Genomic DNA, 13,013 nt, shown 5'->3' on the forward strand with positions numbered 1-13,013 from the left:
GGTGCATAAGGGGAAAGACTAGCCGGGTTGTTCGGTTTCCAAATGCTGTTGCAGCACGGAACCCGCCCATTTGTATACGACTTCCCATTTGGCCGAATCCGGATTATCCAGTGGCCACAATACATCACAATGGAACGCATACAGATCGGTCATGTGTTCGCACATCCATTGGCTGATGGCTTCCTGATGGCGGTGGTACAGCCAAGCGGTATCTTCTTCGCTCAATTCGCCGTCCAAATACTCTTCATAGTTGGACAGGTTCAGCTCCGAAAACCACTTTTTCAGCAGATAGGCGATGTCCTGCAACGCTTCATCCTGTTCCGCCGGAACGGTCGGAACAAACACCGCCGCCGTATAGCAGTTGCTGCTTCGGCTGGGGGTGTTTTCATAGAGTTTTTCACGTTCCAGGTACTCGACTACCGTATCCACCATGGCAATCAGGTTTTTCGGATAGCCTAAGCGCATTTCCATAAAGCGGCCGATGGTTTGCTCCGGCGTTTCATCGGGTGTTTCAGGTTCCAAGACAGTTTGGCCGTTTAATGCGGCAGCAACTTCTTCAGCTTCCTCAAAGCTGTCGTTGAACCAGACGATATAGGTTTGGGTAGGTTGTTGCATGGGTTGCTCCTTAAAAACGGGGAAACAACCCGTCAGGGGAAGTTTCCCCTATGGGTTAAAGCCGTTTATCCCCCAAATATGTGGATAAACGGTGTGGCAGACACGTCGGAATACGGCATCATGCTGCTTTGCTGACGTGCTTAATTTTTAATCAATGGTGTAGGGTTTTCAGACGGCCTCGGCCATCTGAAAACTTCTGCGGGTTAATAGTCATCCGCTAGCAAAACTGTGGTCACACTGCGATCCGCTTCGGTAATAACGTATATTTTTTCACCCAGCAAAGTATAGGCTGAAAGAATTCGTCCTTCGTTACCGGGTTCGAGCGAGGCATAGTTCAGCCGTTGGTCGCTTTTATCCAATTCGTCCCAGCAGCCGGTGCTGTGGGCACGAACCAAAATACACGCCCACAGATTGCCTTCCAGCAGCACTTCGGGCAGATTGTCTGCCGCCCACGATACGACGTTGCGGGTACAGACGGTTTGGCCGAGTTCGAACAGCTCGGGTTTGCTGTGAGCGAGGTATTCGGACAACAAAGCGGGAAGTGCGGTTGACGGGGTGGGTAGAGAGGCTTGGGGTTGCATAGGGTTCTCCTGATGGAAAACGGGTATGCCACCCCGTTACGGGTGGCATACCCGTAGGGTTTGAAAAAAAGAAAATATGTTTACTTGATGGTCAATACATCGCCGAAATTCGCACTGCCGGCCGTGAGGTCGATGGCGCGGATGCTGGGAACGAAACGGTCGAGGTTAGTGGTGACGTACTGCACGCTGCCGTCGTCTTTTACCTGCTCTTCCGTGGTCGTTACCTTGGTTTTGTGCGTACTACCTTTAATCAGCAGTCGGCGGCCGTCGGGCGAAGTGACGATTCCGTTAACCTGTCCGGCGGCCAATGCCAAAGCAGCATGCCATTTGCCCAGCGCGCATAATGGCCGGCGTTTTTCCTGCAACAGACCTTCGCCGAAAAACGAACTGAAGTGCGGCCACAGGGTTTGCGGCATCAGCGTTTCCAGCTCTTCGGCCAATCCTTCCGCTTCTACTGAATAATTCAGCGGCCGGAATGGTTTGACGGCCGATTCGGGTATTTCATACCAAGAATCGGTTTCTGCCTGATCGACGGGGACGGCTGTCTCCGGCTGCAACAACATCTGCTGTTGCTGTTTGATCAGGGTTTTGCCGATGCTGTTGCGGTTTTTGGGTTTGATACCAAATATGACGACCTGACGGTAGGTATCGACGGCGGCTTTATACATCCGCAGACCAGTAAAGCGTGAAGCGATTTCAAAGGTCAACTTCTCAGTCAGCGCGGCCACCGGAATAACCAGCACCATCACGCCGTTATCCTGCAACGCCGGAACGGTCAGGTCGAAAAAGATTTCTTCCAGCCGTTTGGTTCGGCTGTTGCTCAAATTGTCGGCGGCGGTAAAGCCGTAAGGCGGATTCAAAAACAGCAATCCAACGGTGCGCGGTTGCAAAATGCAGCTTTCGATATCGCCATGGATGACGGTATCGAGCATGTTTCTTGCGGTTTGGGCGCGGTCTTTATCCAGTTCGACACCGAAGCTGTGGCAGGAGGCTCCGCACTCGGCGAGGTGTTCGCCGATAACGGCCAAAGCCGCGCCGGTGCCACAGCAGGGATCGAAAATACGGATATCGCTGGCGGCGATATCCAGCCGTGCCGTAATGCCGGCAAGTGTGGCATCGTCAGTCGGGAAGTAGCCGTTGTCGGCATGGTTGTGCGCGGTGCGCGGGTGCATCAGATGGTTGGTAGTCATGACATTCTCCAAAGAAACAGGGAAACGCCATGCCCCGAGGGGAACGGTGTCCCCACAGGGTTAAGTAAAATCCCACCGTCGCACACTGAGTGCAAAGCGGTGGGAGAATCGGCTCTGTCGAGCCGAGTTGGATTGAATCGAACCTAGTGGTTCTCTTTTTCCTCTAATACGCCTTTATTATCCAAATACTTCAAAACAGAGAAGTACCAGGCCAACAAAAGGAAGAGGAGGAATAAAAGTCCGCCGATCAACATGGCTAGTCCTTTCGAGTTAATGAATCACGCTTTTTACGCAGTAAATCGGCAAAAACTTGGGCAAAATACCCAATAACGACCAATACCACTACGCCGATAGCGCGTTCGGTCAATGAATGCGAATTGAGCCAGAGTAGTGGCAAAACCGCAATCATTGCAGCTTTGGCCACATCATCCAGCAATTTAATCCACGATTCAAGAGTTTCCTTATGTAACGGAAAACTGAATTTCAAGTATTTGAAAAATTTCACATTGGCGTCTCCATAAAAAGTGGAGACATACCAATACCCTTATGGGGATGGTATATCCCCACAGGGTTGATAAATTGATTTGAAAAATAGCCGTACACCTACAGATTGGCGTTGGTAATGTTTAACGGCAGTACCAAAGACAGTAAACGACTGTCGGCGTTGTAAAACAATGTGCTTTTTCAGACGGCCTAAAACTAAAGTCGTCTGAAAAAGCCCACTGACGTGGGCAAAGCAGTTCAGGAAACTGCGGTTTGCTGCTTGTCCAGCAGGCGTTTGGCCAACTGCACCTCAACCGAATCCTCGGCTTGGTTCAATATATCCAAACCGGTATCGGGCATTTCGCCGGATGTGGATTGAGCAACAGCAATTTTCTGTCCCATCAGTTCGAGACAGATTTGCTGTGCGGTGTCTATATAGCCTGCAAAATACACTTTAATCGGTTCTTTCTGACCAATCCGCCATGACCGTCTAGCCGCCTGCATCAGCGTATAGACGTTGTAGCCGGTCTGCATGAAGTAGATGGTTGGAAAGGCCAATAAATCAAGACCTGTTTTGACCAGTTCGGGATTGCAGATGATGACCTGATAACCGTCATCCAGCTTTTCGGCTACCCAGTCTTCCCGCGCATCCGCTTTTACGGAAGCACGCATTACCGCCGCTTTGATACCGTTGGCTTTCAGAATTTCCTGCAAGCGTGTGGTGGTATCCCGGGTATCTGTGTAAATGGAATAGACTAGGCATTTGCGGCCGGCCGCCAGTTCGGTTTGGACGACTTCGAGCATATCGGCCTCTTTGGGCGACAACTCATGCTCGTCAAACACCGCCGGCGCGGAGAACAACACCTGTTTCTTGCTTTTCCATACCACATTCTCGGGACTGTGACCGCAATCGGGCCAAGCCAACAGCGTATTGGTGACAACGCCGGTCAGGGTATTGTCGCCTTTGCCCAAAGCCTGTTTCAGTACCTGCTGCAAAGATGCGCTCATCTGCTTGTACACGTCTTCCTGCTTTTGGGTCATCGCCACCGGCCGGAAGATTTCCTCGTATGGCGGCAGTACCCCTTCGCCCAAATCTTTTAGCTTCAAGAATACCGTCATCGGTAGGATGTAGCGCATGATACCCAGCGGACTGAACCCCGGTGCTTTGGCGGTACGAACGGAGCTGCGTTGGGCCTTGGAACTGGTAAACGATCCGCCGTCAAACTCGCTGCCGTTGCTGCGTATGATGTCCTTCAAAACACCGTGCTGGCGCATAAAGGCCATGGCCGCCGTACCGAGCGTATTGGACTTGTTGTAGCCGAAACCGTCTTCAATCATCGCCTGCGGGTGCAAACGCCATAACAGATAGAACAAGTCGTCGGCGTAACCGCCCATCAGCGTACCGGTCAGACAAATGGTCTTTTTGACACAGCGTGCCAATACGCCCATCGCCTGACCTTGTGCCGTGCCGTAGTTCTTGTACTCGTGACCTTCATCCACCACCATCAGCCCGAAAAAACCTTTAGGCAGATAGCGTTTGATAAACTCGGTCGGCTGATAGCCGCCCAAACCCAGCGAGAACTCAGTTTTACTCAAAGCACGGTCGAGACGGGCAGCCTGATGGTCATTGAACACAAACTCACCGTGTTCGTCCATCAGATTGGAAAACGCCTGGATGTTGTTTTCCAAAATACCGGCCAACATTTCTGCGCCAAACTGAGCAACCAGACGTTCCGCTGTTTTCGGGCCGAGACCCGGCAAGGCGGCAACCGCGCCGATAACGCGTTCATACACGCTCTGTTGCGGGGCATTGCTGTCTTTACGGCACAATGTCCACAACGGCTCGCCGCAAACCTTTCGGTTCTCGCCTTTGCCGGAAGTAGCGGTACAGAAGCGGCGGGATTTGCCTAGTGCGGCGGCAATCTGCTCTTCCCAATCAAACGGCTTACCGTCCTCATCCGTGATTTCCCGGCTGCATTTCGGGCAGCAGAAGGATTTGGCGGCAACGCGGTAGCTGTTGCCCTCGGCATCCACATGGGTGTCGTAGCGCTTACGTACCGAATACGCCGGCCGCCAGTGGTAGCCCATTCGCATCCTAACCCGCCCCATTACAAAAAATTCTGGAACGGTCGGTGCTTTGCGCATTTGTCGGATTTTTAGAAGTTTCGCTAAGGTATCAGTGCCATTCAGAATCCATACCCTTGCATTAGGCACGGTATTGAGAATTTCACGTCGCCATTTGTACACCAAATGCGGCGGACTCAGTACCAAAGTACGGTGGAATCCTGCTGCATGGGCGGCAGCGGCACAGGCAATGGCCATCATGGTCTTGCCGGTACCCATTTCCGCATTGATGACCGCCGCCGGTTGGTCTTCCTCCAGCAGCAATTGGTTGACCGCACGTACGACTTCGTGCTGTGCCGGAAACAGCTTGCGCGTCAAACCGTCCAGCGCCGCTTCGTGCGCCGGATAAGTCTGACCCTGATACAGCGGCTGGTTTTGTACGGTAACTGCCTGAAACAGGCTGTCACCGAAATCGGCTAAAAACTGGGACAGGGAAAGATCGCTGCTTTTAAGCTGGGACAGCAAAAGATTGAACTGGTTGACGGCTTCGATATGCTGGGGCAGCTTACTGTCGGCCAGCATCGCATCCATCACATCAAGTTTGTCAAAGATTTGCAGCATGGTTGAAGATATGGGGTTTTGCATGATGTTCTCCTAAAATAAAAATAGGGCAAAACCCCGCAGACGGGGAGTTGCCCCGTCAGGGTGGGAAGTAAAAAAGAAACGGATGAAAAGTTACAAAAATCAGTTACCCAATAATTTGCCGTCTTGCACAAATTGCAGGGTAAATTGGCGTTTACCGACGATTTCTTCGATTTTGTCTTCAGGCACTCCTGCTTCACACAATTCATGCCGTAATTCTTGCAAATTACGGTTGAATGCGAGACGTGCAGCCTGCACACCGTCAACGATGAATTGGGCATTGAAATCATCTTTCAGTTCGTAGAACTGAATATTGGAAGCACAGGTATGAAACCACTCGTACCGGATGGCGACCTCTTGTAAAGCCAGCGTACCGTGAGCCTGTTTGATACCCTGTTCACTTAGGTAAACCGTGCCTTGAATGTTGTGAAATCCGTGTTTCTTGAGGATCCGGTTAACATCCGCATACGTATTACGCCAACTCTGATTGTGGTAATGCGCTTCCAAACAGTGTGTATCCATGTCGAATACAATCAAGGTTTTATCCATGCAAATACTCTCCAAATAAAGGTGCAAAAGCACCGGATTTACAGGAATTTGACGATGGCCACCCAAACCGCGCCGATGGCGGCAAACATACCGGTAACGATTAAAATCGGATACCAGCGGGTTTCAGCATTGAGTTTGGCTGATTCTGCAAGCAGCTTGGCAATCCCAGCATCCACTTTTCTGAGTTCGGCCTGTTTCATTTCCTGATCCAATAACAGTTTTATAGCGATGCCTCAAGTTTAACACGGGCAAACAGCAAAAAACATAAAGTGTTGTAGTACATGGTATGTCTCCTAAAAATACAAACAAAAAAAGGGACATACAGCCCTATAGGGAGCATGTCCCCACGGGGTAGTTAAAAACAAGAAAAAGAATGGAAAAAAGCCGTACGCTCACGAATAAACGCTGGTAATGTTTAACGGCAATACCAGACAGTAAAACGACTGTCGGCGTTTGGTGCTATTGTGATGCAGCTGTTTTACGCTGATTACCCTCGTGCAAGTCCTCTTGCCTGATTAATTTTGCTTCGTACAATTCATAAGCTGAAAATTCCGGATTCTCCCGGAGTTTTTCGATTTCTTGCTCGGCAAATTCTAATTTGGTAAATGCCGAAGTGTACATATTGTCTCCCCGCCAATAAACGAGAACATAATTCATGCCTACCCACAGGCTGATTGCTTCATCTTGATTGTCCATAATACTGACTCCTTCATTTTGTTGATTGTCCATAATACTGACTCCTTCATTTTGACTCTAAAAACCTGCTCGAAAGCAGGTTGAATTTGAGTAACATAATCAATCCTCCTATGCAGCCGCCGGTTGCGGATGATAGCGTGCTGAAGTCCATGCTGAAGTACGGAACGACAACCGTTCGATGGTTAACGGCAGCATCGAGACAGTAAACGACTGTCAGCGTATGAAACAGGTTTTTTGGCTACGCCGAAACCCACACAGCGGTTTTTAACCCGTTTTCAGACGGCTTCGGCGTAGCTAAAAAACCTGCTTGAAAGCAGGTTGGAAATCATCAATCCAACTGTCCTGATCGGATTAATCGCTGTACACGATTTTTTGATTTTTTTCAGAAAGAGTTGCAATTCTAGACATATTAGTTTCCTTGTTTGACTCAGGATACGTGAAGCACCCCGCTCTTAAGCCAATGACTGACCTGAAGGTCGAAGTTATCGGGAATACGGATACGGCAAGCCTGTACGCCGACAAGGGAGGCTTCTTCGCTGATACCCGGTGGATACATCCTGACGCACTCCTGCTGTTGCAGATGCGGCAGCACGGCACCAGCCCAACTGTCGAGCAGCGGAACATCGGTCAGACCGTTGATAACGCGCCAAACCTGATTGGTCAGATCGGCTTCAGTATCGGCTGAAACCAGCCAAGCGGTTTTGCTGTCGAGGTCGTATTTGACGATTTCCGACGAATAGACAAATGCATGGGTCAACACACCGTAGTTACGAGTCGGTATCTTGGTCATGTGTTTATACAGGTCGAAAAAATAACGGGCTGTGGTGCGCGGGGGATGGTAGCGTTGGTCATCCGCATCACGGAAACCCAACGGACCCAAATCGACACCACCGTTATTGTTCATCAAAGCCAGCATGGACAGCATATGGGCATCGCGTCCGTAGAGCGAAGCAAACATCAGTCGCTCGTTGAGGATGAAAAAAGCATCGGCAAACAGATCGTGTGAGGAGGTACGGTACATCTCATTCCCTCCAATACGGATCGTCGAAACGACGAAAGCGGTTGTCGCGGCCTGCAATCAGTACGCCCGATTCGCCGAAACGCATGACCACATGCTCCACATCGGCAGTCGAAGCGTTTAACACAACAAAGTCTGACTTAGTGTGTCGGCCTGCTTTCAGGTGTACCGGCATAAAAAAACTGCCGTCTGAAATTCTGATTTTATTGTCGGCCTCCTCAGTAATACCGCCGAAACGCGCTTTGGATAGTTTCATACGCATTTCACACCTCCTTACTCGGCCAAAATCCAAGACTGGTCAACCGCATTGAAACGGTAGCCACTCGTCTTGAGTTCGTCGCGCAGTTGGCGGAACAGCGTACGGTCTTCCATGGTCGCATCCAACTTGACCGGATCGGACAACGAGATGCGCAGTTGCAGCGTATCCATATCCGAAATCAGGTCATCATCGCCGACAGCGGCAGAGGCCGTCTGAACGGATGCTGATGCTTGGGAAGTAGGTGCGGGAGTTTCGACATCAACAGAAGCCGTTTCTTCCTCCACCATTTCGGCTACGGCCAAACCGGTACTCGGAATGGTTTGCTCGGATTGCGCCATAATGCGTAATTCTTCCCAATCCAAATCGGCACAGAGTTTCGTCCATGTTCCGTTTTTCCAGTTTACGGGAAGTGTATAAATGCGGGTAATCGTGAATACACCTTGGTAGCTGCCTTCATCGAATTGCTCCAAGATACGGTGTCTGACATCAAACGTGCCGATGTCGGCAATAAGTTCAGCGACGGTAAAAACACCGTTTCGGCCAGTACGTTGTATGATATTGAGGGTTGCGGGAATAGAAAGTGACATGGTACATCTCCAAAAGAAAACAGGGATATACCTATCCTGTTGAGGATAAACATATCCCCAAAGGGTAGAAGAAATGCCTGAATCAGGCGGATAAGAATTGGCGGATGGCCTCAGGGCTGCTGCGTAAACCCAAACGGGTCAGCAGGCGTTTGTCGCAACGGTATGCTTCAACCGCTTTCTGCCACAGACATTCGATTTCAAAGTCTGTGCGCAGCCGGTGGCCGCGATTGCAATAGTCTTGCAGCTCTTTGGCGGAAGGAGAAGCCAGACGACCTTCTTCGTCAATCAAGAGTAGTCCGAACAGGGTATGGACAACGATCCATCTGCATCCTGTAGGGAGGTGGGTCAAAACCATACCTTCGCTTATATCCGCAATATTGAGTTGGGAACTAGAGCCGGCATCATTATGCCGGAAATACTTGAACAGATTGAACATGGTGAAGCTCCGAAAAAGCGGGGATACACCAAGCCCATTGGGGATTGGTGTATCCCCGATGGGTTTAAAGAAAAAGCCGTGCCTGAAGAGGTTTGCACTGTTTAACGGCGATGCAGAGACAGAAGGCAGTCTGTCAGCTGTGAAACAGGTTTACCAAAAACTCTGGCCTTTGGTAAACCCGCTCGCAGCGGGCAATGGCCGCATCTTGGATATACGGCGAGTGACGAAAACACCACTCTGCCCTTTGACAACAGGGGCAAGGGATATTGATACGGTCAACATCCAGTGTCGCCGTAGAGCAAGGTTTGTCAAAGTGTTCCGTTTTACACAAAACAACCGGTAAACCCCGTGGGGAGGAATACCGAATTGCCCCCGTAAGATTGACAGTTCCACGGGGGAGAGATAGAAAAAAGCCGCGTCCATACGAATATGGCTGATGCTGTTTATCGGCGACATCGAGACTGATATAGCTAGTCAGGCTGTGGGAACTTTGCCCCCTACTTCGGGAGAATTTCAACATGCTTATCCGAAAATACGGAGTAATACATTCGGATAAGCCTGCTGATGCAGGCTTACCTAAAAAAGACCTAAAACAAGGTCATGCAGCCGGAAAATACCGGCTGCGCATATAAAATCAAGTCCAAATTGTTAAGGAACAAAATGAAAGCCAATTATTTGCTTGCGGATACCGCCCCAAAGACCGGCATCGACAAAAAAACAATCGTTGGAAAGCTCGTCCGATAAAGGCCGGACGTACCTTTTTTGACATTGGAGGCAGAAATTATAGATGATTCAGATGACAGTTGTCCAAATATAACTTGGCTTGAAAAGTTGCATTTGGACAACTGTCAGAAAGATATAAAACAAAATTTTATTAAGTATTACACAGCCCTCGCCGATGAAGGCGGTACGGATTAGGGCATCCGCACAGATTTACCGCTTATCTTGTATTTTAACCGATAAAATCAGATTTTACCAAGAAACGGTAGGTTTTCCGGAGAAATCTCTAATAAAACCTCTCTGGAAAACTCATGTTTATCCTCCGTAAAATGAATTAAAAAAGCCGGGATAAACACGATTCCCAACGGGATAGTGTTTATCCCGGCGGGAAAATAGTAAAGCGAAAGTCCTAAGACTTTCGCTTCAAAGACAGTAATTACTGCCGGTTATTCGCGGTGCGAGCCATAATTTTCCTGATAAAACTGTTCGGGAACAGTATCATCAGAAGCGGCGGTGTTTGCCGCTTGATTGACATTAAGCTCATCATGATAGAACACTTCGCCCCGTACTTTCAGATATTTGATTCTGATCAGACGGCCGTCAATGGTCGGAGTCAGGATTTTTTCTCCTGTCTTCCGGTCGTTGGCTTCATAGGTTTTTGCGTAAATGTCGCCGACGCGGAAACCGATGGTAACGGTTGGACGTTTTTTGTAGTCGTCGGACAGCAAATCAGGATAGGCTTCCAATAAATCTTCGAAAACCTTCTGTGCTTGTCCGCCAACGACGCGAACGTCAAAGCGGGTTTTGTCTTCTTCGTCGCCGCGAAGAGCCTGAATGGTACAGGCAATATACTTACTCTTCTTACTTTCAACCCAGCGAGGGCGGTTCATATAGCCGACACCTTCGCAGGTCAGGTTGAAGAAAGTTTTTTCGGTTTTGCTGGTTTGCATGATGTATCTCCATAAATAAATTAAGGGGATACACCATGCCCTTTGGGGATGTGTATCCCCAAGAGGGTTAGATAAAAAGCCATGCCCGAATAAACGGGTGTATGCGTGAATGGCAACATACCGTACTTTTTTAGTGAAAGCACAAAACACATAAAGCGATTTTATATTGGATGATTTGAAATCCGTTGTCAAGACAATCAGCTGAAATTTTTTACCATTTTGGGTAACTTCCTAAAAATACCTCTTTCAGAGCCTCCCAGCGGGACTTTTTCAACTGTTTTTCATGGTATGCGGAAATTTTTTTAGCTCTTTCAAATACCCTTTCCAACTCAACAATACTTTTAGGATTGCCTGAGTTGTCTTTTTCCTCAAATGACTGTTCCAGCAGCAGAAAAAATAATTTCTCACTCGATAATCCTGTCCAAAGGGATTTTGCAGATTCATAAAAACCACCTACACCGAGTGGCCAGGGCATTTCATATACTTCCCCGGTCTCATTGCCGATTAAACCATAACCGTATGCCTGAAAAATATCACGCCATTCAACCGTTCTGACACCGTAATCCCTCATAATACGGGTTGTTAAGCGAGGAAGCATTACCTTTTGTACGATCTTGCCATCCAATACAGCCCATGTTTCATGAGCGGTTTCCCCTAAAACCAGTTGAATCCGTTCCGGATCGGGATAGTCGTATTCGCTAATATTGACCGCCAGCTTGGGTTGCTGGTGCTTGCGCATAAACGCCACCCTGTTTTTTCCTTCATGAGCGACAATAAATCCCAGTGGTTTGAAATATATATAGCAACTTAAATTGTCGCTACTGAAGCATTCCGAATACTTACGGATCCGTTCGTTGACCTCATTCTCATGAATATCCTCCGGATAGCCGTGAATGCTAGCACCGATAACCCGAAAAGGAGAGACATAAGCCGGATATGTCACCCTTTCTTTAGGCGCAAGCCAAAGAAACGGAATAATTCGGGATAAAAATTTGTATGGATCCATTGAACAGGTCAAATTAGCATGTACAACATCACCAACAAAATCATCTCCCAAATCATAACGGCAATATCGGTCTAAATCAGCTTTCAGGCTACTTATCCACTCGACGGCTGAAACCATATTGGCAGGGATATATTCCTGCTGTGTCAAATCGGTTACGGATTCCATATCAAATTACCCTCTCCATTCACGCAGATGGCCTGTATCAAGGTGGGTAAAGGTATTGTAATGCCCTACTCCGCCACCATTAAAATGTTTGGCCATTTCAGCAACCTGCCAGTTCTCAATCCCGCGCACGGTAATATCGACAGCTTTCCCCTGAACATGAAGAGAGTTTAGTGCCGCCCCTTCAATTCGTGCATTTCTACGCCGGGTACGGTAGGCGCTATTGATAGTAATCAGCGGGTCGGACTTGCCGGCCATACGCGCCCACTCCTGTATCGCATATAGAAGATTCAGAAGCTGTACGTCCATTTGTGCAACGGAATTATTGTCTTTGGCGTCCCGCAGATGCCAGCAGGCTTTACGGTACCCCTCTTTCAGATAACCATACTGCCTGGAATAATGTTGGATAACGCCCTTTTCACCTGTGTCGGCACGTCTGAAGTGAATCAGACGGTCACGCTGCCAAAATCCGTTATCATCCGACAAAGCAAATGCTTCATCAGGAAAAAGAAGCCCGGCAGCTCCGACTGCATAAACTGCCGTGGCCGACTGGAGGGCTTTAGTCAAAAAGTCCCTTCTGTTCATACGGCTGCTCCAAAATCAAAAAATCAAGGACGAGGGGCAATCATACGTGTATTGCGCAAACACATTCTGTTTTGGCTACCTCCTCTGCTGCAATTAAGCGAAGTAAATACATAAGGCTCGGAAGCATGTTTAGGATAATCCGGATTCTTACGGATATAACCCAAATCCAATAAAGCACGGTAAGTTAATCTGCTGTCGGAGTAAACGGTCTCATCCAAAGGGTCGTTGGATTTCTTTTTCGATGTCTTGGAACCCGCATTTGCAACAGAATCCAGCGCAGCGTTGGTACCAGAAATACCGGCATTGATTTTCTGAGCTGCTCGCTCAATCGGGTTATCGGCCCAGTTGATGCTGCCGTCAGAATTAGTGGAACATGCGGCCAACAAGCAAACGGACAAAGTGGGGATTAACATCTTTTTCATCTGAAACTCCTTCTTGTTTGAATATTGAAATGGGTATGCTGCATCAGT

General features: G+C 48.8%; 16 protein-coding genes. All 16 read right to left on the bottom strand.

The genetic code is table 11. The features are described 5' to 3' along the window. Positions 1–18: 18 nt before the first annotated feature. The 16 genes from ACEPPX_RS00415 to ACEPPX_RS00490 all read right to left on the bottom strand — a co-directional run bounded on the left by ACEPPX_RS00415 (position 19) and on the right by ACEPPX_RS00490 (position 12,965). Positions 19–615 (bottom strand): hypothetical protein, encoded by a 597-nt coding sequence (locus ACEPPX_RS00415; RefSeq protein ID WP_416622484.1) that lies wholly within the window; start codon positions 613–615, stop codon positions 19–21. A gap of 203 nt (positions 616–818) precedes the next feature. Continuing rightward, positions 819–1,196, bottom strand: a complete 378-nt coding sequence (locus tag ACEPPX_RS00420) for a hypothetical protein (protein ID WP_416622485.1) — start codon at positions 1,194–1,196, stop codon at positions 819–821. 80 nt (positions 1,197–1,276) lie between these two features. Further along, entirely contained in the window at positions 1,277–2,386 is a 1,110-nt protein-coding gene (locus tag ACEPPX_RS00425; RefSeq protein ID WP_416622486.1) for a DUF6094 domain-containing protein, read from the bottom strand. A gap of 256 nt (positions 2,387–2,642) precedes the next feature. Then, entirely contained in the window at positions 2,643–2,891 is a 249-nt protein-coding gene (locus ACEPPX_RS00430) for a hypothetical protein (protein WP_416622487.1), read from the bottom strand. 236 nt (positions 2,892–3,127) lie between these two features. After that, positions 3,128–5,515, bottom strand: coding sequence for a DEAD/DEAH box helicase family protein (locus tag ACEPPX_RS00435; protein ID WP_416622691.1), 2,388 nt, complete (start codon positions 5,513–5,515; stop codon positions 3,128–3,130). Positions 5,516–5,677: 162 nt separating this feature from the next. Further along, positions 5,678–6,124, bottom strand: a complete 447-nt coding sequence (locus ACEPPX_RS00440) for a VapD (protein WP_416622488.1) — start codon at positions 6,122–6,124, stop codon at positions 5,678–5,680. Between the two features lie 38 nt (positions 6,125–6,162). Beyond that, the gene (locus ACEPPX_RS00445) at positions 6,163–6,324 is read right to left on the bottom strand and encodes a hypothetical protein (RefSeq protein WP_416622489.1); all 162 of its coding nucleotides are present in this window, start codon (positions 6,322–6,324) and stop codon (positions 6,163–6,165) included. Between the two features lie 259 nt (positions 6,325–6,583). Further along, the gene (locus ACEPPX_RS00450) at positions 6,584–6,853 is read right to left on the bottom strand and encodes a hypothetical protein (RefSeq protein ID WP_416622490.1); all 270 of its coding nucleotides are present in this window, start codon (positions 6,851–6,853) and stop codon (positions 6,584–6,586) included. 394 nt (positions 6,854–7,247) lie between these two features. Beyond that, positions 7,248–7,841, bottom strand: coding sequence for a hypothetical protein (locus ACEPPX_RS00455; protein WP_416622491.1), 594 nt, complete (start codon positions 7,839–7,841; stop codon positions 7,248–7,250). Position 7,842: 1 nt separating this feature from the next. Further along, on the bottom strand, positions 7,843–8,100 hold the full coding sequence (locus ACEPPX_RS00460) for a hypothetical protein (RefSeq protein WP_416622492.1): 258 nt from the start codon (positions 8,098–8,100) through the stop codon (positions 7,843–7,845). Between the two features lie 11 nt (positions 8,101–8,111). Continuing rightward, positions 8,112–8,684: a DUF3275 family protein gene (locus tag ACEPPX_RS00465; protein ID WP_416622493.1), complete on the bottom strand. Its 573-nt coding sequence runs from the start codon at positions 8,682–8,684 to the stop codon at positions 8,112–8,114. An 82-nt stretch (positions 8,685–8,766) separates the two neighbouring features. After that, positions 8,767–9,120: a hypothetical protein gene (locus ACEPPX_RS00470; RefSeq protein ID WP_416622494.1), complete on the bottom strand. Its 354-nt coding sequence runs from the start codon at positions 9,118–9,120 to the stop codon at positions 8,767–8,769. Positions 9,121–10,286: 1,166 nt separating this feature from the next. Then, complete coding sequence (locus tag ACEPPX_RS00475) at positions 10,287–10,790, bottom strand: DUF3577 domain-containing protein (protein WP_416622495.1); 504 nt, start codon at positions 10,788–10,790, stop codon at positions 10,287–10,289. Between the two features lie 211 nt (positions 10,791–11,001). After that, positions 11,002–11,961 (bottom strand): hypothetical protein, encoded by a 960-nt coding sequence (locus ACEPPX_RS00480; RefSeq protein ID WP_416622496.1) that lies wholly within the window; start codon positions 11,959–11,961, stop codon positions 11,002–11,004. A 6-nt stretch (positions 11,962–11,967) separates the two neighbouring features. Next, on the bottom strand, positions 11,968–12,525 hold the full coding sequence (locus tag ACEPPX_RS00485; RefSeq protein ID WP_416622497.1) for a YcbK family protein: 558 nt from the start codon (positions 12,523–12,525) through the stop codon (positions 11,968–11,970). A 41-nt stretch (positions 12,526–12,566) separates the two neighbouring features. After that, complete coding sequence (locus ACEPPX_RS00490) at positions 12,567–12,965, bottom strand: hypothetical protein (RefSeq protein WP_416622498.1); 399 nt, start codon at positions 12,963–12,965, stop codon at positions 12,567–12,569. Positions 12,966–13,013 lie beyond the last annotated feature (48 nt).

This window comes from Neisseria sp. S1 (assembly GCF_048060015.1).
Lineage (GTDB): Bacteria > Pseudomonadota > Gammaproteobacteria > Burkholderiales > Neisseriaceae > Neisseria > Neisseria arctica.